Origin of the sequence: Devosia sp. 67-54, from assembly GCF_001899075.1 — a bacterium.
In the GTDB taxonomy this organism is placed as follows: Bacteria; Pseudomonadota; Alphaproteobacteria; order Rhizobiales; family Devosiaceae; genus Devosia_A.
Genome location: NZ_MKVA01000005.1, coordinates 446,547 through 467,848 on the forward strand (window position 1 = coordinate 446,547; position 21,302 = coordinate 467,848).

Here is a 21,302-nt window from a genome sequence, read left to right on the forward strand (position 1 = left end):
GAGTCACTGGCATGTCCGTCGTCAGCCGCACGATGTATCCGGTCCAGACCAGCATGGACCTGATCACGCGCATGCAGAACCAGTTCACCTCGCTGCAGACGCAATTGTCGACCGGGCAGAAGGCGTCGAACCTGGCGGAGCTGGGCAGCGACCGCTATTTCGACCTCTCGATCCGCTCGCGCATCAGCCGGCTCGACGGCTATGCGACCAACATCACGGTGGTGAACAGCCGGCTCGACATGTTCGACCAGCTCACCACCCGGCTCAGCACGCTGCAGCAGGATGCGCGCGGGCTGATCACGCCCAACAGCTACGGCTCGCAGGACATCGTGCTGGGCGCCGTGCCGGTGCAGGCGGCGAGCAGCCTCGACGAAGTCATCAACATCCTCAACAGCGACATCAACGGCCGCTATCTGTTCGGCGGCAGCGTGACCGACAAGGCGCCGGTCGCCGACATGAACAGCATCCTCTACGGCTCGGCCGGCAAGGCCGGGTTCAAGCAGGTCGCCTCGGAGCGGCAGCAGGCCGATGTGGGCGACGGCCTCGGGCGGCTGACGATCGGCGGCACGGCGCCGAACGTATCGCTGACCGAGGACGGCAACCATCCGTTCGGCTTCAAGCTCAGCACGGCGAGCGCCAGCAGCGCCGCGGTGACGCTGACGACCCCGGGCGGGACGCCGCCGCAATCGCTCAACGTGCAGTTCACCGGCGTGCCGCTCGCCGGCGACAGCGTGACCATCGGGCTGACGCTGCCCGACGGCACGTCGGACGGCATCGTGCTCAAGGCGGTGACCGGGACGCCCGACGTCGGCCAGTTCCAGATCGGCGCCGATGCGGCGACGACGGCGGCCAATTTCAGCACGGCGCTGCAGAGCGCGCTGCAAAAGCACGCGCAGACGACGCTGGTCGCGGCATCGAACAACGAGGCGGCGAACAATTTCTTCAACGGCCAGGGCCAGCCGGTGCAGCGGGTGGACGGCACGCCGGATTTCGCGCACGCCACCAGCCTGGTGACGGCCGATCCGACGACCACGGTGACGTGGTACACGGGCGGCGATTCCAGCAATCCGCGCGCCAGCATCCAGGCGCGCGTCGACGATGCGCAGACGGTCAATTACGGGGCGCAGGCCAACGAGAGCGGCACGGCGCAACTGGTGCGCTCGCTGGCGGTGCTGGCGATCCAGACGTTCAGCACCTCGGATCCGAACACCGAGGGCCGGTTCGACGCCATCGCCTCGCGCAACGTGCAGAACCTGTCGGTCAGCAACAACAGCACGCAGGGCTCGATCGCGATGCTGAGCATCGAGCTCAACAACGCCAAGGTGCAGGTGGGCGACATCAAGTCCCGGCACGACGACTACAGCACGCAGATGCAAGGGCTGCTCGCCGGCATCGAGAAGTCGGACGACAACGAAGTGGCGGTGCAGATCGCGGCGCTGCAGACCCGGCTGCAGGCGACGTACCAGACGACGTCGCTGATCTCGAAGCTGTCGCTGGTGAACTACCTGAGATGAATGGTGAATGGTAAGTGGTGAATGGGCTTGCTAGCGGCGGGCGCTGAGCCCTACCGGCCATTCACCATAACGATGTTCTTGAACTACTCGGTCGGCGTGGCGCGCAGGCCGGCGGCGAGCTGACGGTTGATGTTGATCAGCACGTCGAGCTTTTGCGCGGCGGGTTCGATCTGCAGCTGCAGCATGTGCTTGGCGATGAAGATGCCGAGGTTGGCGACGTTCTGGCGGACGTCGACGGGCAGCGGGCTTGCTGGGTCGGTGACCGAGCCCATGAACACGGTCCACAGGCGCTGGTTGAACTTGAGGGCGGCGGCGAGATCGTCGCGCGTCGCGCCGTCCCAATTGTCGCGGATGCGCTGCATATTTGTCGCCGACTTCACCAGCAGATTGGCCTCGAGGTCGCGGGGATTGGCGGTCTGCTTGCCCACCTGCTGGTAGGCGTTAGCCCCGTGATGCTGCATTTGTGAGGAGGTCCTGTTCGTACTGGATCAACCGCTTGGCGGCCTTCAGCGCTTTGTACAGCGACCCGGTTAAGATGTCGTTATTGATTTCGTCGACAATGGGGATGCAGGACGGCGCCGCGGTGACGATGTCGTTGACCAGGGCGAAATACTCGCCGCGCAGCTTCGAGATGTCGTTGTCGAGATACATGAGCTGCACGGCCAGGTAGATGCGCCTGGCAGGCGAGTTGGCGGTCTCGGGCGTTAGAATGTCCTTCTCGCGCAGGATCGGCGCGTTGCCGTCGATGAACAGGCGGGTGCGCTGGTCGGAGTTGGTGACCACGCAATTGCCGATGATCAGGCGCTCATGCGGCTTCAGCTCGACTTTCAGGGACACCGGACAACCTCGACGTCTGTTCAACGATTTGCGCCGTGCAATCTAGTCGGCCATGGGCGCCGCCGCAAAGAGAAAGGCGGGCTCGTGGGCCCGCCTTCCGTAGTCGATGCCTGGTCCGGACTACTGGAGCAGACGGAGCACGTTCTGGTCCGACTGCGAGGCCAGCGACAGGGCCTTGGTGCTGAGGCTCTGGCGGGTCTGCAGCGCGAGCAGGTTGGCGGCTTCCTCGTTGGAGTCGGCCAGCGTCAGGTTCGACGCACCGGTCTGCAGCGTGTTGATCAGGGCCTTGGTGAAGTCCTGACGGGTCTGCACGATCGACAGCTGCGAACCGAAGCTCGAGGCATTCGCACGCAGCGTGTCCGACGCACCCTTGAGCTTGGACAGGATGGTGGTGATGCCGGCGTTGGTGTCGAAGCCGGTGGCGCTGAGCTGCGCGAGGCCGAGGCCGGTCGCGCTGGTGTCGGCGCCGGTGATGGTCAGGTTCGAGGTGCCGGTTTCGTTGAACACCACCTTGAGCTGGGTGGAGGTGCCCGCCAGCAGGTTGTTGCCATTGAAGCCAGCGTCCTTGGTCAACTGGTCGATCTGATCGAGCAGGCCATTATACTGCGAGATCAGAGCGGCGCGAGCCGGGTTGGCGACCGCTGCACCAGCGCCAGCGGCAACGTAGGCATCGGTTGCACCCGAGGTGAAGCCGACGGCGGTCGAGCCGATGGTCACCGTGGTGCCGGCCGCGCCACTGATGACCAGCTTGGTCCCAGCAGTGTCCTTCGACGCGCTGATGCCGGAAATCGCGGCGGTATTGATGGCCGTAATCGCTGCGTCGATGTCAGCGCCATCGGCGATCGAGACGTCCGTGCCGTTGATCTTAAGCGTCGCAGCAGAGCCCGACGGCGCGGTATAGGTCGCCTGAACCGACGAGAGGTGCTCGGGGCTCGCAACGGTCTCGGAGAGCTGCTGCGCCTGGTTCGCCGTGGATTTGGCGGAGTCGACGAGCTTCTGGATCGAGGTGATGCCGTCGTTGGCGGCCTGGATGGTCTGGATGGCGTTGCCAACCGAGTCCAGCAGGTTGCCGAGGTCCGACGCACGGGCGTTCAGCGACTGAGCGGTGAAGTACGAGGTCGGGTTGTCGAGAGCACTGTTGACCTTGTTGCCGGTCGCCAGACGGGTCTGGGTGGTGTCGAGCAGCGAAGCAGTGTTCTGGAGGGACAGCAGGTTCGAACGAACCGATGCTGAAAGCGTGATGTTAGACATAGTGTTCCTCTTCTGGGTCCAGTCCTAGCGCCTCTTCCTGAAGCGTCCCGGCGACTATCGGCCCGACCTCGTAAAGAAAAGTTAATGGCGGACCGCGGGATTGAGATTAAGTGCGCCGCGCCGGGTCTCGGTAAACGAGGCGTAAAAGCCCGGAATTCCGCGGCTTTCGGGCAGGCGGCAAAGTTTGCCGGGCGAGCGCGCCGGAGTGTCACACGGAGTTAACGAAGGCCGCGCTCAGACCTTGCGGTCAGCCAGCCGAAGGGGCGAGTCGGGAGCCTGCCAGCCGCTCGGCAGGCGCAGCTTCACCTCGGCCAGCGACGGAGCGCGGGCGGGCAATTGCTGGGCCACCAGGGCGGCGGCGAGAACCTGGTTGGGCGGCAGAATGGCGGGCGCCGGCACCGGCTCGGGAACCGGCGGCAGGATGGGCGGCAGCGGCGTGTCGGCGAGGGAAGCGGTGCGCGCGCCGGTGTCGCCGCGCGCCCGGTACTGGGTCACCGCGGTTCCCAAGACGATCGGCTCTGGCGCAATTCTAGCGACCACGATCCACATCCAGCGCGTGCAGGGCCTCGGGTTTCCTGGCCCTTCGGCGGAGAGGCTAGGATCGCAAATCTTGCCGGGCGGTGGCGCGGCGCGGGTGGATTTATGTCAAATTGAAACGGCTCAGAGCGAGCGGTTGAGGGCGATGCCGCCGCTGCCGGCCGCCGGCGCCGTCAGCTCGCCGACGGCGCCATAGGTCTTGGGGCGGGCGGCGCCGGCGACGCGCTGGGCGACGTCGGTCAACAGATCCTCGGTGACGCTGCGCACGGTGGCGATGACGCGCAAATTCTCGGCCATCTGCGTCGCCAGCTGCTCGTGGCCGTGCTTGAGCCCGGCGACCCCGCCGGGAGCTTCGGCGTTGAGCCGGTCGAGCTGGCGCTGCACGGCGCGCGAATAGGTGACGTAGTCCTGCGCGAGACGGGTCTTTTCGGCGCCGAGCTGCATGGCGTCGGCGTGATGGCCGGCGCGGAGCAACGTGGTCTCGCGGTTCATGATGTCGACGAGCGCCCGCAGCGTCCCGTCGGTAAAGGCGATGAGGTCGCGGGCGGGCAGATCGTCGAGGGCGGCGAGGCGTTGCGCGGCGGACATGTCTAGACTCTCGATTCAGAGGACGATGCGGTGGAATGCGCGTGCGAGGTGCTTGTCATGATGCCGGGGCGGCTTCCTGCATCCGCAGCAAGGTGGGCATCAGCTGATCGGCGAGGCCGATGCCGCCGCGGTCGGCCATGGCGCCGGCGAGCTGTTCGGCCTGCATGCCGCGCCAGGTCTGTTCGGCGAAGCCGCCGCCGAAACTCTGGTCGTCGGTCTTGATGGAGGAGAACATCTCCTTCATCAGCGAGGTGAGGAACACGCCCTCGAGGTCCTTGGCCTGCTGGTGCAGCCTGGCGTAAGCGGGGCTGGCGGTGTCGACCTTGGGCAGTGGAACGGCGCTCTGCATCACATCACCTCGATGTCGGCCTGCAGCGCGCCGGCGGCCTTGATCGCCTGCAGGATGGCGATGAGGTCGCGCGGGCTGATGCCAAGCGCATTGAGGCCGTCGACGAGCTGTTGCAGGCTGACCGAGTCCTTGACCACGGCGAGGTCGGAGTTGACGAAGTTGACGCCGAGATCGGTGCGCGGCACCTCGGTGGTGACGCCGTTGCTGAGCGGCGGCGGCTGGCTGACCTGCGGCGTTTCGGCGACGGTGACGGTGAGGTTGGACTGAGCCACGGCGACGCTGGAGACGCGCACGTCCTTGCCCATGACGATGATGCCGGAGTTTTCGTCGATGACGATCCTCGCCGGCTGGTCGGTGTCGACGACGAGTTGCTCGATGTCGGTGATGAGGTCGACGATGTTGCCGTTGAAGTTCTGCGGCAGGGTGATGCGCACCGTCGCCTGGTCCTCGGGAACGGCGCAGGGGGTGCCGATGAAGTCGTTGATCGACAGCGCCACGCGGCGCGAGGTGGTGAAGTCGGGGTTCTTGAGGGCGAGGCGCAGGCTGCGCTGGGCACCCAGCGAAAAGCCGATCTCGCGCTCGATCAGGCCGCCCGAGGAGATGCGGCCGGTGGTCGGCACGCCCGAGATCACGGTGGCGGCGTCGCCGGAGGCCTTGAAGCCGTTGATGGTCACCGAGCCCTGGGCGATGGCATAGACCTCGCCATCGGCGCCGAGCAGGGGCGTCACCAGCAGGGTGCCGCCCTGCAGGCTCGAGGCGTCGCCGAGCGAGGAGACCGAGACGTCGAGGCGCGAGCCCTGGGTGGAGAAGGCGGGGAGATTGGCCGTCACCATCACGGCGGCGACGTTGCCGGTGCGCATGTTCTCGCCGCGGGTGTTGACGCCGAGCCGCTCCAGCATGGCCTGCAGGCTCTGCTTGGTGAAGGGCGAGTTGTTGAGGCTGTCGCCGGTGCCGTTGAGGCCGACCACGAGGCCGTAGCCGACGAGCTGGTTGTCGCGGACGCCCTCGATGTTGACGATGTCCTTGATGCGCGCGGTGGCCGCCGCGGCCGGCGCGGCGGGAGCGAACAGGCTCGCCGCCACCAGAAGCGCCGTCACTGCCCGCAGGAATGCCCGATATCTCATTGTCGATCCCCGGTTGGCGCGCCGTCCCCACGGCGCACGCAATCGGCAAGAGCAATGCGAAATGCGTGCCAGTTTCGCCAAGCGGCTGATATTGCAGCTTTTTGCCAAAACCGGAGGGCTGGCGCGGAGCAGCTTTTGCCGGGTCGTTAAGGGGTTGTTAACGGCTGGCGGCAGATTTTGCCGGCCAGGCGATGGGCGCCCCGAGAGTCGCGACAATTGCGCGTCGAAAGTACCGCCAGATCCAGTTCGTTGAGCCGTAGCGGCGGCGTCGGCCGGGCGCAGGGCGGCGGGTTTTTCGTCGACGACGGTGCGGCGACGCAGCGGGCCGCCACGGCCGCGCCGGTGGCGGCGGCGTCGAGCCTCGACGCGCTGCTGGCGCTGCAGGCGGTCGAGGACCCGCTGTTCGCCAGAAAGAAGGCGCTGCGGCGGGGAAATGCGCTGCTCGACACGCTGGAATCGATCAAGGCGGACCTGTTGCTGGGGCAGGTGAGCGAGGGGCGGCTCAACCAACTGATGGCGCTGATCGGGCAGGCGCGCGACCGCAACCTGCCGGGGCTGGACGGGGTGCTCGACGACATCGAGCTCAGGGCGCGGGTGGAGCTGGCCAAGTTCGGGCGCTACCCCGGCATGTAACCCCCGGTACGGCCACGGGATTCACGAATTCATCATGGCACCCGGCAAAGCTTGCCGAGCGGTTTGCCGATCACTATAAGGCCGGCAACTCGGGATGGTGAGTTGAGTCCATATGGTGCGAAGCGCGGTTGCTGAGGCTGACTATCGGCCGACTGAAAACGAACCCTTCATGAACCCGCGGCAGCGGGAGTACTTCCGCAAGAAGCTCGAGAACTGGAAGGACGACATCCTCCGGGAAAGCCGCGAGACGCTCGAAAACCTCCAGGAAGAGAGCCAGAACCATCCGGACATGGCCGACCGCGCCTCATCGGAAAGCGACCGGGCCCTCGAGTTGCGGACCCGCGACCGGCAGCGCAAGCTGATCAGCAAGATCGACGCGGCGCTGAAGCGCATCGAAGACGGCACCTATGGCTATTGCGAGGAGACGGGCGACCCGATCGGGATCGCGCGGCTCGACGCCCGCCCGATCGCGACGCTGAGCCTCGAAGCCCAGGAAATGCACGAGCGGCGCGAGAAGGTGTATCGGGACGAGTAGGCGGTGAATGGTAAGTGGTGAATGGTGAATGGGCTTGCCGGCGGGCAGGCCCTTTGCTTTTGGCGTCACCATTCACCATTCACCATTCACCTCAGCCCCACCTCCCGCGTCACCCCGATGGCGTCGAGGAACTCCCGGTCGTGGCTCACCACCAGCAGGGCGCCGTCATAGGCGCTGAGGCCGGACTCCACCGCGGCGATTGCGTGGATGTCGAGATGGTTGGTCGGCTCGTCGAGGATCAGCAGTTCCGGCGGGCGCGTGGCGCCGATGGTGACGGCGAGGCCGGCGCGCAGCATCTCGCCGCCGCTCAGTTCGCCGACGTGGCGGAGGGCGGCGTCGGCGCGGAACATGAAGCGGGCCAGCGCGGCGCGGCAGGCATTCTCGCTGTCGCCGGGATTGAGGCGCAGATAGTTGGCGCGCAGCGTTTTGGCCGGATCGAGCAGCGCCATCTGCTGGTCGAGCAGCGCATGGCGCGGGGTGACGCGCACCGAGCCCGACAGCGGCGCCAGCGCGCCGGTGGCGAGGCGCAGCAGCGTGGTCTTGCCGGCGCCATTGGGACCGGTCAGGGCGATGCGCTCGGGCCCGGCGATGCTCAGCGACAAAGTCCGGATGATCGGCTTGTCGCCTGGCCCGCCTGTGAGATTTTCGATCTGCAGCACGATGCGGCCAGGGGGCAGGCGGGTGCTCTCCAGCGTCACGGTGAGGGGCTGCAGGATCTCGATCCGGGCGCCGGCGTCGGCAAGGGCGGACGTGGCCTCGGCATGTTGGCGGCCGGCGAGGCGGGACTGCGTGCCGCTGGTCGTCTCGGCGGCGCGCTTGCGGGCGCCGGCGACGATCCGCGGCAGGTCGCCGCGGGCGCCCCTGGCCTTGCCGCGGGAGTCGGCGCGGGCCTTGCGCTCGCTGCGCTCCTGCGCCTTGCGGTCGATCTCGGCGAGCTGGCGGCCGGCGATCGCCAGATCGTGCTCGGCAGCGGCGAGGTCGAGGGCCTGCCGCTCGCGATAGGCGTCCCAATTGCCGCCGTAGAGCCTGGCGCCGACGCTGGTGAGCTCGAGGATGCGGTCGACCTCGCGCAGCAGCGCGCGGTCGTGGCTGACGACGAGGGCGCCGCCGGTCCAGGTGCGCAGCAGCTCGGCCACGGCGGCGCGGCCATCGGCATCGAGGTTGTTGGTGGGCTCGTCGAGCAGCAGGATGTCGGGCTGTTCGAGCAGCAGGGCGGCGAGCGACAGCCGGGTGCGCTGGCCGCCGCTCAGCGTGTCGACGCCGCGACCGAGGTCGAGCGGCGGCAGGCCCGTTTGCGCCAGCGCTTCGCCGATGCGGGCGGCCAAGGTCCAGTCGGCGGCCTCGAAATCGTCGGGGATGCCGGCGCCGGCGTCGATGCGGGCGAGACAAGCGAGGGCGCCGGTCACGCCAAGCGCCTCGGCGACGTTGGCGTCGTCGGCGCGGACGGCCTGGCGCAGCAGGCCGAGGCGGCCGTCGACGGCGATGCCGCCGGCTTTGGGCACGAGCTCGCCGGCGATGACGCGCAGCAGCGTGGTCTTGCCGGTGCCGTTGCGGCCGACGATGCCGGTGCGTTCGGCGCCGAAGCTCAGATCGAGATTTTGGAGAAGGTCGCGGCCGTCAGGCGTCTGTAGCGACAGGCTTTGCAACTGGATGGAGGGCATGGAGGGAGTCCCGGTGACGGATCAGGGCGAAGCGATCGGTCAGCGAGAAATCCAAGAGGCACCTGCCTGTTGCGTTGCGGATGGCCGCGATATGGGGGCGGGCGGCAGCGATGTCAACCGCGGGCGAGACCCCAGGCGGCGTAGAGGCGGTTGAGCTCGGCCATGTTGCGGCGTTCGACATAGGGCCGGCCGGCGCGTGGCAACAGCTCGCGGTAGCGCCTGACGCTACGCTGCGAGTTGAACAGGATCCAGCGCACCATCAGCCATTTGATGCTGTCTGCATTGCCCTCGAGGTCGCCGGCGCGATGCCGCTGGAACAGCGTGCGGACGACGTAGCGGCGCAGATTGGCCCACCGGTTGTCGCCGAGCAGGATGATGCCGGTCGCCCGCTCGATGCGCTGGGGAAACAGCGAGGAGTAGTTGCCTTCCATGACCCAGGCGTCGCCGGCGATGGCGGCGTCGTGCAGGCGCGCAAACTCGTCGTACGGCCGCTTCACCCAATCGCTGTTGGGCAGATGATGCAGGCGGTCGAGATGCACCACCGGCAGGCCGAGCTTGCGGCCGATGGCAACCGCCAGCGTGGACTTGCCGCTGTTGGAGGGGCCGCAGATCATGATGCGGCGGCCGAAGCGGTCGAGGGGCGGGAAATCCACGGGGCACCTGCCTGCCGGCGTTGCGGGTGGGCGCGATAGGGCAGGCGTGGCGGTGTTGTCAACCGGGGAGCGGGACGCCGAAAGGGCGTCGATTCAGGTCGAGTACGGCTTTTGCGCTGGCAGTCCGATGGCTTCGATCGACCTCAGGTCCGACTGCCGGGAGGCGCGGTCGATGTCGATGCCGACGATCTTGCCATAGGCATCGACGTCCGCAGTGACGCCTTGGGCAATCTCGCGTGTTTCCGTGCCCGGCGCGGCGTTGAACTCGATGTAGAGGCTATCGGTCTCGGGATAGTAGTGCAGTTTCATGGGTGGCCGCCCGTTGTTCGGTGTGTGCGGCGGCCCCGTTCGTCACGCTGACGCGTGCCACCTCCCCCGCATCTGCGATGCAGGGGAGGATCCGACTGCGGGTTACTCCGGCTGCTGTTCCTTGCCGGTGTAGACCTCCTCGACCCAGTACTGGTCGCGGCGGTCGAAGCCGTTGAAGGGGGTGAGGGAGGCCTGGGTGTAGGCGCCCATCAGGCCGAACTCGACCCAATCGTCCTCGTCGACGTCGGAGGGCAAAGTGAAGATCTGCGGCAGCACGTCGTAGCTGTCGCAGGTCGGGCCCCAGACGGTGAAGTCGGAGAACTGGCCGTCATTGTCGTGCAGGCGCGGGCCGCGCCAGACGCGCACCGGCGGGGTGAAGTGCATGAACTTCACTTCCATCAGCGCGCCATAGGCGCCGTCGTTGAGATAGACGGACACGCCGCCGCGCTGGTGCTTTACGCGCAGCAGCAGCGAGGTCGACGAGGTCACGAGGGCGCGGCCGGGCTCGATGATGAGCTCGGGGGCGGACTTGCCGAAATTGTCCTTCACGGCGGCGGCGATGGTCTCGAAATAGACGTCCATCGGCGGAGCTTCGCTGGTCGGGTAGGGCGCCGGATAGCCGCCGCCGATGTTGAGGCGCTTGAGCTCGATGCCGGCCTCTTCGGCGATCTTGGCGGCGGCCGCGATGTGGCGCTCATAGGCGTAGGCGTCCTCGCACTGGCTGCCGACGTGGAAGCAGAGCGAGGGGGTGAAGCCCATCTGGTCGACCAGCCTGACGATCTCGGCGGCACCGTCCTGCATGACGCCGAACTTGATGCCGAAATCGTAGGACTTCAGGGCCTTGCCGGCCTTGAAGCGGGTGGTGACCTCGATGTCGCGCGACGGCGTGACCACGGCGGCGAGCTGGTCGAGCTGCTGCGGGTGGTCGATGGTGAAGGAGCGGACCCCGAACTCCTCGTAGGCGCGCTGGATCTCGCGCTTGTTCTTGATCGGGTTGTTGTAGTGCATGGCGGCGCCGGGGCAGAACTCGCGCACCAGCTCCATCTCGGTGTTGGAGGCGACGTCGAACGCCTTCAGCCCCTCATTGTGGAGCTGCTTGAGGATGTGCGGCGAGGGATTGCACTTGACCGCGTAGGTCAGCAGCCCGTCAAAACCCTTGCGGAACACCTTCACGGCGCGGTGGAACTCCTTTTCCGAGAACAGGAAGCTCGGAAAATCGGGCTCCTCGGCGGCGATGAGCTGCGAGGTATTGGCATAGACCGTCTTGTCGTGCGCCGGGGCATGAAGCTGGATCACGTCGTCGGCGGAGGCGGTGGAGGCCGGAGCAGTCATGGTCGGCGCCTTTCGGGTCAGGGGACAGGCAAAACGCGGCTGCATATAGGGTCGTTCACCTTCAGGTACAATCGCATATTTGCCCGGCTTACAAAACCGTAACGCCACGTCCTTAAAGGCGCCGAAATCGAGGCGTTCGCCTGTGGCGAAAGCGGGGCGAAACATCCCGCGGCAACGAACACGACGGAGATCGGCAATGTCGCAGCGTCAAATGGTCTTGGGGATATCGGGACTGGTGCTGGTCGCCGTGCTGGCGATCGGCGGCGGCTGGCTGGTGGCGGAGCGGCCGGGCACGGCCAAGGCAGCGCCGCCGGTGCTGATGAGCGAGCCGGCGCCGCAGCCGGTGGCGCCCACCACCGCGACCCGGACGGTGCCGAAATCCAGCGAGGAGAAGCAGCTCAGCTTCGCGCCGCTGGTCAAGCAGGTGACGCCGGCGGTGGTCAATGTCTATGCGACCAAGACCGAGCAGGGGTTCCGCTCGCCGTTCGCCAACGATCCGTTCTTTTCGCAGCTGTTCGGCGGCGATCTGTTCCAGAGCCGGCCGCAGACCAGCCAGTCGCTGGGCTCGGGGGTGATCGTCGACGGCAAGGGGGTGATCGTCACCAATTCGCATGTCGTGCACGGGGCCGACGAAATCCACATCGCGCTCAGCGGCGGGCGCGAATACCCGGTGAAGCTGCTGCTCGACGATCCGAAATCGGACCTCGCGGTGCTGCAGATCCAGGACGCCAAGGGCCGGACCTTCCCGGCGCTGAGCTTTGCCAATTCCGACGATGTGGAGGTGGGCGACCTCGTGCTCGCCATCGGCAATCCGTTCGGGGTAGGGCAGACGGTGACCAGCGGCATCGTGTCGGCACTGGCGCGGACCGGGGTCGAAACCGGCAATTTCGACTATTTCATCCAGACCGACGCGGCCATCAATCCGGGCAATTCGGGCGGGGCGCTGGTCAATCTGCAAGGCCAGCTCGTCGGCATCAACACCGCGATCTTCACCCGCTCGGGCGGTTCGGTGGGGATCGGCTTCGCCATTCCGGCCAACATGGCCAAGACGGTGGCGACGGCGGGCGAGACCACCGGCACCATCACCCGGCCGTGGTTCGGGGCGCGGCTGCAGGAGGTGTCGACCGACATCGCCGACAGCCTCAACATCGACCCGCCGCACGGGGCGCTGATCACCGAAGTCGCCGCCGGCAGCCCGGCGGACAAGGCCGGGCTCAAATCGGGCGACGCCATCGTCAAGCTCGACGGCGTCGACATCGACGCGCCGCAGGGGTTCGATTTCCGTTTCGCCACCAAGCCGCTCGGCACCACGGTCGACATCACCTATGTCCGCGGCGGGCAGGTGGCGGACGCCAAGGTGGCGGTGAGCGCGGCGCCGGGCGCCGGTCCGGACCAGACGGCCACGGTCAGCGGCAATACAAGGTTCGCCGGAACGACCGTCAGCACGTTGACGCCGCCCCTGGCGCAGGACATGAACCTGCCGTTCGACAGCAAGGGGCTGGTGGTGACCGACGTTGCCGACGGCTCGCCGGCGGACGACATGGGCCTCAGGAAAGGCGACATCATCCTTTCCATCAACGGCCAGGGCATGCAGGATGCCGGGGCGTTCAAGGCTCTGGTGTCGAAACGGACCAATGGATGGCAGATCGTTCTGCAGCGCAACGGACAGGTGATCCAGTCCTATATCAGCGGCTAGCCGCGGCGGAGCACCATGGCTGATCTGTTTGCGGTCGAAAGCGCGGGGGTATCGCCGGACAGTCCGCTCGCCGACCAGTTGCGGCCGCGTTCGCTCGACGAGGTGATCGGGCAGCGGCACCTGCTCGGACCGGACGGCACGCTGAGGCGGATGATCGCCTCGGGGCGGCTCGGCTCGCTGATCCTGTGGGGGCCGCCCGGAACCGGCAAGACCACGGTGGCGCGGCTGCTGGCCGACCAGGTGAACTATCGCTTCAAGCAGATCTCGGCGGTGTTCTCGGGCGTCGCCGATTTGAAGAAGGTGTTCGAGGAGGCGCGGTTCGAGCGGCTCAGCGGGCACAAGACGCTGCTGTTCGTCGACGAAATCCATCGCTTCAACCGGGCGCAGCAGGACGGGTTCCTGCCGGTGATGGAAGACGGCACGGTGGTGCTGGTGGGGGCCACCACCGAAAATCCGAGCTTCGAGCTCAACGCGGCGCTGCTGTCGCGCGCGCAGGTGCTGCGGTTCGATCCGTTCGGGCCGGAAGAGCTCGAATTGATGGCGGAACGGGCCGAGGCGGCGGTCGGGCGCAAGCTGCCGCTCGATGCGGAGGCGCGAACGGCGCTCTATTCGCTGGCCGACGGCGACGGGCGGGCGCTGCTGGGCCTGATCGAGGAAATCTTCGCGGCGACGCGGCCGGACGAGGTGCTGGACCAGGCGGGGCTGCTGCAGGTGGTGCAGCGGCGGGCGCCGATCTACGACAAGAAGCAGGACGGGCATTACAATCTGATCTCGGCGCTGCACAAGACGGTGCGCGGCAGCGACCCCGACGCGGCGCTCTATTATCTGGCGCGCATGCTGGTGGCGGGCGAGGATCCGCTGTTTTTGGCGCGGCGGATGATCCGCATGGCGAGCGAGGATATCGGCATGGCCGACCCGCAGGCGCTGCCGCTGGCGATCGCGGCGCGCGACGCCTACGAGATGCTGGGCTCGCCCGAGGGCGAGCTGGCGCTGGCGGAGCTGTGCGTGTATCTGGCGACCGCGCCGAAATCGAACTCGGTCGAGGTGGCGTTCAACGAGGCGATGGCGCTGGCGCGTTCGTCGGGGTCGCCGCCGCCGCCGATGACGATCCTCAATGCCCCGACCAAGCTGATGAAGGGGCAGGGGTACGGCAAAGGCTATATCTACGACCACGACACGCCCGAGGGCTTTTCGGGACAGGAATATTTCCCCGAAAAGATCGGGCGGCAGAATTTCTACCGGCCGGTCGAACGCGGCTTCGAACGCGAAATCATCAAGCGGCTCGACTATTGGGACAAGCTGCGGGTGAAAAAGCGCGAGGACGGCGAGTAGGGGCGCCGCGAAGCCGCGGCGCCCGGGAGCAGAACCCTAGAGATTGTTCGGGTTGTTGCGGTCGGCGACCTCGCCGTCATCGTGCGGATTGTAGATCGACACACCGGCGGAGGCGGCCGGCGCCGCGGGAGCGACGAGCTTCGCCCGGGTCATGCCGGCGATGTCGCCGCACGGAACCCAGCCCATGTCGGGTGCGGAAATCTTGCACCAATTGCTGGCTTCGTGGGTGACCTTCACGGTGTCGCCGGCCTTGAGCCTGGCGATCGTGTGGTAGCTGTCGCCGGGACCGGCGAGAACGCTGACCGAGCTGTCGAGCGTGGTCGCGGCGAACGCGCCGCCGATGCTCAGGGTGACGATGGCGGCGCCCAGCGCGACGGCTGAGGTGAGATGAGAGAGATGCATATTGGACTCCTGCGTTGCCCTCGGGAGCATCTAACTCGCCGGCCGCATGGATGTTGCCTTAAATGGACTTACAAATGGGAGAGCCTCCTGTCATGAATTTCACGGCCGGGCGATTGGCGCGTGATGCTGGTTTCCGGGCGCAAGGTTGGTTAAGACGGCGCGACAAGCGCCTTGGGCAGCACGCGAGCATTTGACATGTATCCCTATCTTCTCGTCGCCATCGGTGGTGCACTTGGATCGGTGGCCCGCTACGGCACCGGCGTGCTGGTGGGCAAGGTGTGGGACTCGACGTTCCCGCTGGCCACGATGCTGATCAACGTGGCGGGGTCGCTGGCGATGGGGCTGTTCATCGGCTACCTGGTGCGCACGACGCCCGGCTGGCAGGCCGATGGGCGGCTGTTCGTGGCCATCGGCGTCCTCGGCGGTTTCACCACGTTCTCGTCGTTCTCGCTCGATGCGATCTCGATGCTGGAGCGTGGCGACGTCGGGCCGGCGCTGTTCTACGTGGTCGGGTCGGTGGTGATCGGGCTTGCGGCGCTGTTCGGCGGCCTCGTGGTGATGCGGGCCGGCGCATGAGTGGAGCGCGAGTCCAGACGGTCGGACGCGACGAAGACGGCATGCGGCTCGACCGCTGGTTCGGGGTGCATTTCCCGCAGGTGACGTTCGGGCATCTGCAGAAGCTGATCCGCACCGGGCAGGTGCGCATCGACAGCGCCCGCGCCAAGACCAATTCGCGGCTCGCGGCGGGGCAGCAGGTGCGCATTCCGCCGCTCGAGGCGGAGGTGCGGCGCATCGAACAGAAGATCAACGCCGAGGATGCGGCGTTCCTGCGCTCGCTGATCCTCTACGAGGACGACGAGCTCTATGTGTTCAACAAGCCGCCCGGGTTGGCGAGCCAGGGCGGCAGCGGCACCAAGCGGCACATGGACGGGCTGCTCAAGAGCCTGCCCAACAAGCAGGGCGAGGCGCCGCGGCTGGTGCACCGGCTGGACCGCGATACTTCGGGCGTGCTGGTGGTGGCCAAGACGCGCGCCGCCGCGTCGCATTTCGGAAAGGTGTTCCAGTCGCACGCGGCGCAGAAGATCTACTGGGCGGTGGTGTATGGCGTGCCCAAGCCGGCGCAGGGCAGCATCTCGTGCTTTCTCGCCAAGCAGATCGTCGGCGACAACGAGCAGATGGTGGTGGTGGAGCAGAACTATCCGGGCGCGCAGCACTCCAAGACCTACTACTCGATCACCGACAGCGCGGCGCGGCGATTTTCCTGGGTCACGCTGAAGCCGGTGACCGGGCGGACGCACCAGCTGCGCGTGCACATGGCGCAGCTCGGCAACCCGATCATGGGCGATCCGCGCTACTTCAACATCGAGAATTTCCAGGGTGCGCCCGGGCTGGGCGAGGGGCTGCACCTGCATGCCCGCCGCATCCGGCTGCCGCTCAGGAGCGGCAAGCTGCTCGACGTGAGCGCGCCGCTGCCGCCGCACATGGTGCAGAGCTTCGAGGCGCTCGGCTTCGACGCCGACCGCTACGACGTGAAAGATCAGGACCCCGAACGCGAATGAGACTGGTGATTTTCGACCTCGACGGCACGCTGATCGATTCCGAGGCGCTGATCGTCGCCTCGGTGACCGAGGCGTTCCAGGCGGTGAACGAGCCGGTGCCGGACGAGGACGCCATCCGGGCGATCTCGGGGATCACGGCGCGCGATGCGCTGGCGATGCTGGCGCCGAAGGCCGACGCGGCGCGGGTGGAGGTGCTGCTCAAGAGCTATGTGTCGCATTACCAGGCGCGCAGCACCGCGACGCGCGAGCCGCTGTTCGAGGGGGCGCTGGAGGCGCTCGACCGGCTGCAGGCGATGCCCGAGACCGTCCTCGCAGTGGCGACCGGCAAGGGCTATGCCGGGGCGGTGACGCTGCTCGAGCACCACGGCATTGTCGGGCGGTTCAATTCGATCGAGACGCCGACGCACAATCGCGGCAAGCCGGACCCCGAGATGATCGAGGTGGCGATGCGCAAGGCCGGCGCCGAGGCCGGCCAGACCGTGATGGTCGGCGACACCGTGCACGACATGCGCATGGCCAAGGCGGCGGGCGTCAAGGCGATCGGCGTCACCTGGGGCTATCACGAGATCGGCGACCTGCGCGAGGCGGGAGCCGATGTGGTGCTGCGGACGTTCTCCGAGCTGGATGCAAGGATCGACGATCTGGTGGGAGGCGGGCATGCGTGAGTTTCTCGAAGACGCCAACCAGCATCGCGATGACGGCTATGGGCGCGCGCAGGCGCATGTGAAGCCGCAACTGCCCAAGCGGTTCTACAGCGAGGCGACGGTCAAGCCGATGGAGGGCGGCTTCGCGGTGGCGCTCGACGGCAAGGTGCCGCGCACGCCGGGGATGAAGCATGTGGTGGTGCCGCTGGCCACGATCGCCGAGGCGATGGCGGCGGAGTGGGCGGCGCAGGACAAGGACATCGACCCGATGACCATGCCGATGACCCGGCTGGTCAATTCGGCGGTCGAGGCGGGCGAGGAGACGGCGCCGGCGCTGCGCGACGAGATCGTCAAATATGTGGGCAGCGACCTGCTGCTGTATCGCGCCGACACGCCGGACTCGCTGGTGCGGCGGCAGGAAGAGGCGTGGGACGCGGCGCTGGTAAAGCTCGCCCGGCATTTCGGCGTGGCGTTCCAGCCGACCATCGGCGTCGTGCACCAGGCGCAGCCGGCGCCGACGCTCGCCCGCCTGCGGGCCGCGCTCGAGACGGAGGATCTGTTCACGCTGGCGGCGATGAATGCGGTGATGTCGATCACCGGCTCCGGACTGCTGGCGCTGGCGCTGCGGCACGGCCTGCTGACGCCGGAAGAAGTGTGGGTCGCGGCGCATGTCGACGAAGACCACAATGTGTCGCTGTGGGGCGAGGTCGAGGAAATCACCGAGCGTCGGGCCAAGCGGCGCGCCGAATTCGACGCGGCGGCGCGGCTGTTGGCCCTGCTAAAGGCCTGACTCCTCAAAAGCTCTTCGGGCTCTGCACAAAAACTGCAAAGCGGGCGCGCATGCTCCCGACATGCGCAATCCGATCCTGCCTTCGCCCAATCGTCCCATCCCGCTTCCTGACTGCATCCTGATGGATGCCTGGTGGGCCGATCGACGCGACGTATTGCGCGAACGGTCTGGCTCGGTCCTGCGCCTTGTCATCGGCGAGCGGGAAGAGGGCCCACATGACCGACCAGTCTCTGAACAGCGTCGCGGCTGAGGACCAGCGGCCCAGCCAATTGCCGTGGAGCCGCCGCGCGGCGACGGCGAGCCTCGCTCTCGCCGTGCTCATCGCCGCGGGCGACCTGCTGTTCTTTCGGCACGAGCCGGGTATCAGCCTGGCGGTGTTCTTTCTGGCGCTGACCGCCGCCGTGGCGGCGCTGCACCGGCAGGCGCTGCGGCGCCCGCGCGCCGTGGTGCTGCTCGGTGTCGCGGTATTGGCGGCGCTGCCTTTCGCCGAATTCGAGAATCTTCTCTGGGTGCCGTTCGCCCTCGGCGCCGTCAGCCTGCTGGCGCTGGAGCTCGGTGGCCATCTCGGGCGCTTCGAGGACTGGCTGGGTCCGGTGCTGCGTTTTGCGCTGCTGTCGCCGGTGCGCGGGCTGACCGATGGCGCCGCGGTGCTGGGGGCGGCGGGACGGCAGCGGCTCGGCGGCCGCCTGGCGCGCCTCGCGCTGGTGTGGATCGTGCCGGTGGCCTGCGCCGCGGTGTTCGCTTTCCTGTTCGTCGCCGCCAACCCGGTGCTCGAGGACGTGCTGCATGCGGTGCGGCTTGCGGCGCTGCTCGACTGGCTCGATCCGCTGCGCGTGTTCATCTGGTGCGTGGTCGCGGCGGCCGCCTGGCCGGTGCTGCTGCCGCGGCTGCTGCCGTGGCGCCTCGGCGGCGCGTGGCAGGGACCGCTGCAGCCGCAGCCGGAAAGCCTGGTCTTCGGGACGGCGGCGATACGCAATTCGCTGCTCGTGTTCAATGCGCTGTTTGCGGTGCAGACGGCGATGGACCTGCTGTTCCTGTGGGGCGGCGTGCGTCTGCCCGACGGGCTCAGCTATGCCGACTACGCGCATCGCGGGGCCTATCCGCTGATCGCAACGGCGATCCTCGCGGGCGCATTCGTGCTCTTGGCGATGCGGCGCGGCGGGCCGGGCGAGAAGTCGCCGCTGATCCGGACGCTGGTCTATCTGTGGGTGGCGCAGAATGTCTGGCTGGTGGTCTCGTCGCTATTGCGGCTCGACCTCTATGTCGAGGCCTATGGCCTCACCGAAATGCGGATCGCGGCCGGGGTGTGGATGGGGCTGGTCGCCGTCGGCCTGGTGCTGATCGTCGGCAAGATCGCGGCCGGCCGCAGCAATCGCTGGCTGGTGATGGCCAATCTCGCGGTGCTGATGCTGGCGCTGTGGGGCGTGGCCTTCATCGACGTGCCGGCGCTGATCGCGCGCTTCAACGTGGAGCACAGCCGCGAGGTGGCCGGCAGCGGTCCCGCCGTCGACACCTACTATCTGGCGGGGCAGGGGGCGGGAGCGATCCCGGCGTTCGACCAGTTCCTGCGCACGGCGAAATTCGCCGCGCCGGAGACGCTCGCCAGCGCCGCGAAGATGCGGACCATGCTCGCCGACCGGCTGCGGCAGCGCGACGCCGAGGCGCCGCCTGTCTGGCAGAGCTGGACATGGCGCGACACGCGGGTGCGGGCCTATCTTGCGACGCAGCCATTTGCACCCGACGCGGCGGCGGCTAAGAACTAGCTGCCGTCCTGTCGCGGTTCCGAACCGGAAGCCGCGGCACACCTTTCCGGGAACCACTCCGAGCATGCCGCGCATCCTCATCGCCGACGACGAGCCGAACATCCGGGAGGTGATTTCGTTCGCGCTGGAGCGGGCGGGGTTTGCCGTGGCTACCGCCCGCAACGGCTCGGAGGCGCTGCAGCAGCTCCGGCGTGGCCAGATCGACCTGATCGTGCTCGATATCGGCATGCCGGAAATGGACGGGCTCGAAGTGTGCCGGCAGGTCCGCAAGAGCTCGGACGTGCCGATCCTGTTCCTCAGCGCGCGCGACGAGGAGATCGACCGCGTGCTCGGGCTCGAGATCGGCGGCGACGACTACGTCACCAAGCCGTTCAGCGCGCGCGAGCTGGTGGCGCGGGTCAATGTGATCCTGAAGCGGGCGCGCAACGGGGTGAAGGCGCCGGCCACGGCAAGCCACGGCCGCGTGCGGCTCGACGCCAGCCGGCACGGCGTGTGGTTCGGCGATACGGCGATCACGCTGACGGCGCTGGAGTTCGAGATTCTCGCCGCGTTCATGGCACGGCCGGAGGTGGTGTTCAGCCGCGAGCAGATCATGGAAGCGGCGTATGGCGGCGGCACCTTCGTGTCCGACCGCACCATCGACAGCCATATCCGCAATCTGCGCGCCAAATTCGCCGAGGCCGGATGCAGCTCGATCGTCGAGACGGTGCACGGCGTCGGCTTCCGCCTGGGGGCGGCAGGCTGATGGCGGGCCGCAGCGTTCCGCAGAAATGGCGACCGACGCTGGCGATGATCGTGTTCGCGGTGCTGCTGACGGTGCTGGTGCTGCCAGCGGCGATCGTGGTGTGGTTCCGCTATCTCGAGCACACCAGCGAGCTGAGGCCGATCGAGATCGGGGCGCTCGCAGTGGCGCTGGTGATCACGGTGGTGATCGCGGTGGTGTTCCTGCGCACCATCACCGGGCCGATCAACGCGCTGGTGAAGCGCGCCGAGGCCATCGGGCGCGGCGGCCGGGCGGCGATCGTGTCGCCGGAGCAGCTGGGCACGCGCGAGATCGCGACGCTGAGCCAGAGCTTTCTCGACCTCGCCGAGCGGCTGGTGGACCGCACCGAATACGTGTCGTCGTTCGCCGCGCATGTGAGCCACGAGCTCAAATCGCCGATTACCTCGATCCGGGGCTCGGCCGAGCTGCTGCGCGATGCCGAGATGAGCAAACAGGAGCGGGCGCGCTTCCTCGACCATATCATCGCCGATGCCGACCGGCTGGCGGCGCTGCTGGAGCGGCTGCGCGAGCTGGCGCGCGCCGATCTCGACGCGGCGCCGGGATCGACCAGCGTCGCCGAGGCAGTGGCGGGGCAGGCGCTGGTCACGACCGGCGGGACGATCGAGGCGCGCATGGCGCTCGGCCCGGAGGCGGGCAAGGCGGTGTTCGGGCAATTGCTGCGCAACGCCGCCGAGCACGGCGCAAGCGCGGTGCGGATCGAGGCGGCGCGCGACGACGGCATGCTGCGGATCCGCGTTTCCGACAATGGCAGCGGCGTGTCGCCGGGCAATCGCGACCGGGTGTTCGAGCCGTTCTTCACCACGCGGCGCGAGGCGGGCGGCACGGGAATGGGGCTGCAGATCGTGCGTGCGATGCTGGCGGCGCATGGCGGGAGCATCAGGCTGCTGCCGTCGGACAGTGGAGCGACATTCGAGCTCCGGGTGCCGCTGGCGGGACAGGACAACACCTGAACAAGGCGGTTCATCCGGTTGTCCGCGAGGAATGTCGCTAGTTTAGACCTGTTCCAGGG

The 21,302-nt window shown here is 67.5% G+C and carries 24 protein-coding genes; 12 read left to right on the plus strand and 12 right to left on the minus strand.

Translation table 11 applies throughout. The features are described 5' to 3' along the window. The first annotated feature begins 11 nt into the window (after window positions 1–11). The gene (locus BGO82_RS07175) at window positions 12–1,514 is read left to right on the plus strand and encodes a hypothetical protein (RefSeq protein WP_291304880.1); all 1,503 of its coding nucleotides are present in this window, start codon (window positions 12–14) and stop codon (window positions 1,512–1,514) included. Window positions 1,515–1,597: 83 nt separating this feature from the next. On the opposite strand, the gene flaF is transcribed toward BGO82_RS07175, so the two are convergent. The 7 genes from flaF to BGO82_RS07210 all read right to left on the minus strand — a co-directional run bounded on the left by flaF (window position 1,598) and on the right by BGO82_RS07210 (window position 6,200). After that, window positions 1,598–1,975: a flagellar biosynthesis regulator FlaF gene (flaF, locus tag BGO82_RS07180; RefSeq protein ID WP_291304881.1), complete on the minus strand. Its 378-nt coding sequence runs from the start codon at window positions 1,973–1,975 to the stop codon at window positions 1,598–1,600. Next, complete coding sequence (gene flbT, locus BGO82_RS07185; RefSeq protein ID WP_291304882.1) at window positions 1,956–2,351, minus strand: flagellar biosynthesis repressor FlbT; 396 nt, start codon at window positions 2,349–2,351, stop codon at window positions 1,956–1,958. The genes flaF and flbT overlap by 20 nt, the downstream gene beginning before the upstream one ends. 120 nt (window positions 2,352–2,471) lie before the next feature. Further along, complete coding sequence (locus BGO82_RS07190) at window positions 2,472–3,602, minus strand: flagellin (RefSeq protein WP_291304883.1); 1,131 nt, start codon at window positions 3,600–3,602, stop codon at window positions 2,472–2,474. A gap of 234 nt (window positions 3,603–3,836) precedes the next feature. Then, on the minus strand, window positions 3,837–4,142 hold the full coding sequence (locus tag BGO82_RS07195; protein WP_291304884.1) for a hypothetical protein: 306 nt from the start codon (window positions 4,140–4,142) through the stop codon (window positions 3,837–3,839). Window positions 4,143–4,262: 120 nt separating this feature from the next. After that, a complete protein-coding gene (locus BGO82_RS07200; RefSeq protein ID WP_291304885.1) occupies window positions 4,263–4,727 on the minus strand; it encodes a hypothetical protein in 465 nt (154 codons plus the stop codon). Window positions 4,728–4,782: 55 nt separating this feature from the next. Continuing rightward, window positions 4,783–5,076, minus strand: coding sequence for a rod-binding protein (locus tag BGO82_RS07205; RefSeq protein WP_291304886.1), 294 nt, complete (start codon window positions 5,074–5,076; stop codon window positions 4,783–4,785). After that, on the minus strand, window positions 5,076–6,200 hold the full coding sequence (locus BGO82_RS07210; RefSeq protein WP_291304887.1) for a flagellar basal body P-ring protein FlgI: 1,125 nt from the start codon (window positions 6,198–6,200) through the stop codon (window positions 5,076–5,078). Before BGO82_RS07210 ends, BGO82_RS07205 begins: the two co-directional genes overlap by 1 nt. Before the next feature lie 216 nt (window positions 6,201–6,416). On the opposite strand from BGO82_RS07210, the gene BGO82_RS07215 reads away from it, so the two are divergent. Continuing rightward, window positions 6,417–6,833, plus strand: coding sequence for a flagellar assembly protein FliX (locus tag BGO82_RS07215; RefSeq protein WP_291304888.1), 417 nt, complete (start codon window positions 6,417–6,419; stop codon window positions 6,831–6,833). A gap of 112 nt (window positions 6,834–6,945) precedes the next feature. Then, on the plus strand, window positions 6,946–7,368 hold the full coding sequence (gene dksA / locus BGO82_RS07220) for an RNA polymerase-binding protein DksA (RefSeq protein WP_291304889.1): 423 nt from the start codon (window positions 6,946–6,948) through the stop codon (window positions 7,366–7,368). 86 nt (window positions 7,369–7,454) lie between these two features. On the opposite strand, the gene BGO82_RS07225 is transcribed toward dksA, so the two are convergent. The 4 genes from BGO82_RS07225 to BGO82_RS07240 all read right to left on the minus strand — a co-directional run bounded on the left by BGO82_RS07225 (window position 7,455) and on the right by BGO82_RS07240 (window position 11,323). Then, entirely contained in the window at window positions 7,455–9,029 is a 1,575-nt protein-coding gene (locus BGO82_RS07225; protein WP_291304890.1) for an ABC-F family ATP-binding cassette domain-containing protein, read from the minus strand. A gap of 113 nt (window positions 9,030–9,142) precedes the next feature. Further along, complete coding sequence (locus BGO82_RS07230) at window positions 9,143–9,682, minus strand: AAA family ATPase (protein ID WP_291304891.1); 540 nt, start codon at window positions 9,680–9,682, stop codon at window positions 9,143–9,145. Window positions 9,683–9,775: 93 nt separating this feature from the next. Next, the gene (locus BGO82_RS07235; protein WP_291304892.1) at window positions 9,776–9,991 is read right to left on the minus strand and encodes a DUF2283 domain-containing protein; all 216 of its coding nucleotides are present in this window, start codon (window positions 9,989–9,991) and stop codon (window positions 9,776–9,778) included. 102 nt (window positions 9,992–10,093) lie between these two features. Continuing rightward, window positions 10,094–11,323 (minus strand): hypothetical protein, encoded by a 1,230-nt coding sequence (locus BGO82_RS07240; protein ID WP_291304893.1) that lies wholly within the window; start codon window positions 11,321–11,323, stop codon window positions 10,094–10,096. A gap of 196 nt (window positions 11,324–11,519) precedes the next feature. Here BGO82_RS07240 and BGO82_RS07245 point away from each other — a divergent pair, with 196 nt between their 5' ends. Both BGO82_RS07245 and BGO82_RS07250 read left to right on the plus strand, forming a co-directional pair. Continuing rightward, the gene (locus BGO82_RS07245; protein WP_291304894.1) at window positions 11,520–13,019 is read left to right on the plus strand and encodes a DegQ family serine endoprotease; all 1,500 of its coding nucleotides are present in this window, start codon (window positions 11,520–11,522) and stop codon (window positions 13,017–13,019) included. A gap of 15 nt (window positions 13,020–13,034) precedes the next feature. After that, window positions 13,035–14,351 (plus strand): replication-associated recombination protein A, encoded by a 1,317-nt coding sequence (locus tag BGO82_RS07250; protein WP_291304895.1) that lies wholly within the window; start codon window positions 13,035–13,037, stop codon window positions 14,349–14,351. A 36-nt stretch (window positions 14,352–14,387) separates the two neighbouring features. On the opposite strand, the gene BGO82_RS07255 is transcribed toward BGO82_RS07250, so the two are convergent. After that, window positions 14,388–14,753 carry an SH3 domain-containing protein gene (locus BGO82_RS07255; protein WP_291304896.1) on the minus strand — a complete coding sequence of 122 codons (366 nt, stop codon included), beginning with the start codon at window positions 14,751–14,753 and terminating at the stop codon, window positions 14,388–14,390. A 195-nt stretch (window positions 14,754–14,948) separates the two neighbouring features. Between BGO82_RS07255 and crcB the strand changes: the two genes are divergently transcribed. The 7 genes from crcB (at window position 14,949) to BGO82_RS07290 (ending at window position 21,243) form a co-directional block, all read left to right on the plus strand. Further along, window positions 14,949–15,329, plus strand: a complete 381-nt coding sequence (gene crcB, locus BGO82_RS07260) for a fluoride efflux transporter CrcB (protein ID WP_291304897.1) — start codon at window positions 14,949–14,951, stop codon at window positions 15,327–15,329. Next, window positions 15,326–16,312 carry an RluA family pseudouridine synthase gene (locus BGO82_RS07265; protein WP_291304898.1) on the plus strand — a complete coding sequence of 329 codons (987 nt, stop codon included), beginning with the start codon at window positions 15,326–15,328 and terminating at the stop codon, window positions 16,310–16,312. The genes crcB and BGO82_RS07265 overlap by 4 nt, the downstream gene beginning before the upstream one ends. Continuing rightward, the gene (locus tag BGO82_RS07270; protein ID WP_291304899.1) at window positions 16,309–16,977 is read left to right on the plus strand and encodes an HAD-IA family hydrolase; all 669 of its coding nucleotides are present in this window, start codon (window positions 16,309–16,311) and stop codon (window positions 16,975–16,977) included. Before BGO82_RS07265 ends, BGO82_RS07270 begins: the two co-directional genes overlap by 4 nt. Further along, on the plus strand, window positions 16,970–17,746 hold the full coding sequence (locus BGO82_RS07275) for an ATP12 family protein (RefSeq protein WP_291304900.1): 777 nt from the start codon (window positions 16,970–16,972) through the stop codon (window positions 17,744–17,746). Before BGO82_RS07270 ends, BGO82_RS07275 begins: the two co-directional genes overlap by 8 nt. A 215-nt stretch (window positions 17,747–17,961) precedes the next feature. Continuing rightward, entirely contained in the window at window positions 17,962–19,509 is a 1,548-nt protein-coding gene (locus BGO82_RS07280; RefSeq protein WP_291304901.1) for a DUF4173 domain-containing protein, read from the plus strand. A 64-nt stretch (window positions 19,510–19,573) separates the two neighbouring features. Then, the gene (locus tag BGO82_RS07285; protein ID WP_291304902.1) at window positions 19,574–20,254 is read left to right on the plus strand and encodes a response regulator transcription factor; all 681 of its coding nucleotides are present in this window, start codon (window positions 19,574–19,576) and stop codon (window positions 20,252–20,254) included. Beyond that, on the plus strand, window positions 20,254–21,243 hold the full coding sequence (locus tag BGO82_RS07290) for a HAMP domain-containing sensor histidine kinase (protein WP_291304903.1): 990 nt from the start codon (window positions 20,254–20,256) through the stop codon (window positions 21,241–21,243). Before BGO82_RS07285 ends, BGO82_RS07290 begins: the two co-directional genes overlap by 1 nt. Window positions 21,244–21,302: the final 59 nt, after the last annotated feature.

Coding starts and splice junctions, on each gene's coding strand:
- BGO82_RS07175 (WP_291304880.1), top strand. CDS start 12: ATGTCCGTCGTCAGCCGCACGATGTATCCGGTCCAGACCAGCATGGAC.
- flaF (WP_291304881.1), bottom strand. CDS start 1,975: ATGCAGCATCACGGGGCTAACGCCTACCAGCAGGTGGGCAAGCAGACC.
- BGO82_RS07190 (WP_291304883.1), bottom strand. CDS start 3,602: ATGTCTAACATCACGCTTTCAGCATCGGTTCGTTCGAACCTGCTGTCC.
- BGO82_RS07200 (WP_291304885.1), bottom strand. CDS start 4,727: ATGTCCGCCGCGCAACGCCTCGCCGCCCTCGACGATCTGCCCGCCCGC.
- BGO82_RS07205 (WP_291304886.1), bottom strand. CDS start 5,076: ATGCAGAGCGCCGTTCCACTGCCCAAGGTCGACACCGCCAGCCCCGCT.
- BGO82_RS07210 (WP_291304887.1), bottom strand. CDS start 6,200: ATGAGATATCGGGCATTCCTGCGGGCAGTGACGGCGCTTCTGGTGGCG.
- dksA (WP_291304889.1), top strand. CDS start 6,946: ATGGTGCGAAGCGCGGTTGCTGAGGCTGACTATCGGCCGACTGAAAAC.
- BGO82_RS07225 (WP_291304890.1), bottom strand. CDS start 9,029: ATGCCCTCCATCCAGTTGCAAAGCCTGTCGCTACAGACGCCTGACGGC.
- BGO82_RS07235 (WP_291304892.1), bottom strand. CDS start 9,991: ATGAAACTGCACTACTATCCCGAGACCGATAGCCTCTACATCGAGTTC.
- BGO82_RS07240 (WP_291304893.1), bottom strand. CDS start 11,323: ATGACTGCTCCGGCCTCCACCGCCTCCGCCGACGACGTGATCCAGCTT.
- BGO82_RS07245 (WP_291304894.1), top strand. CDS start 11,520: ATGTCGCAGCGTCAAATGGTCTTGGGGATATCGGGACTGGTGCTGGTC.
- BGO82_RS07250 (WP_291304895.1), top strand. CDS start 13,035: ATGGCTGATCTGTTTGCGGTCGAAAGCGCGGGGGTATCGCCGGACAGT.
- BGO82_RS07255 (WP_291304896.1), bottom strand. CDS start 14,753: ATGCATCTCTCTCATCTCACCTCAGCCGTCGCGCTGGGCGCCGCCATC.
- crcB (WP_291304897.1), top strand. CDS start 14,949: ATGTATCCCTATCTTCTCGTCGCCATCGGTGGTGCACTTGGATCGGTG.
- BGO82_RS07265 (WP_291304898.1), top strand. CDS start 15,326: ATGAGTGGAGCGCGAGTCCAGACGGTCGGACGCGACGAAGACGGCATG.
- BGO82_RS07270 (WP_291304899.1), top strand. CDS start 16,309: ATGAGACTGGTGATTTTCGACCTCGACGGCACGCTGATCGATTCCGAG.
- BGO82_RS07275 (WP_291304900.1), top strand. CDS start 16,970: ATGCGTGAGTTTCTCGAAGACGCCAACCAGCATCGCGATGACGGCTAT.
- BGO82_RS07280 (WP_291304901.1), top strand. CDS start 17,962: ATGACCGACCAGTCTCTGAACAGCGTCGCGGCTGAGGACCAGCGGCCC.
- BGO82_RS07285 (WP_291304902.1), top strand. CDS start 19,574: ATGCCGCGCATCCTCATCGCCGACGACGAGCCGAACATCCGGGAGGTG.
- BGO82_RS07290 (WP_291304903.1), top strand. CDS start 20,254: ATGGCGGGCCGCAGCGTTCCGCAGAAATGGCGACCGACGCTGGCGATG.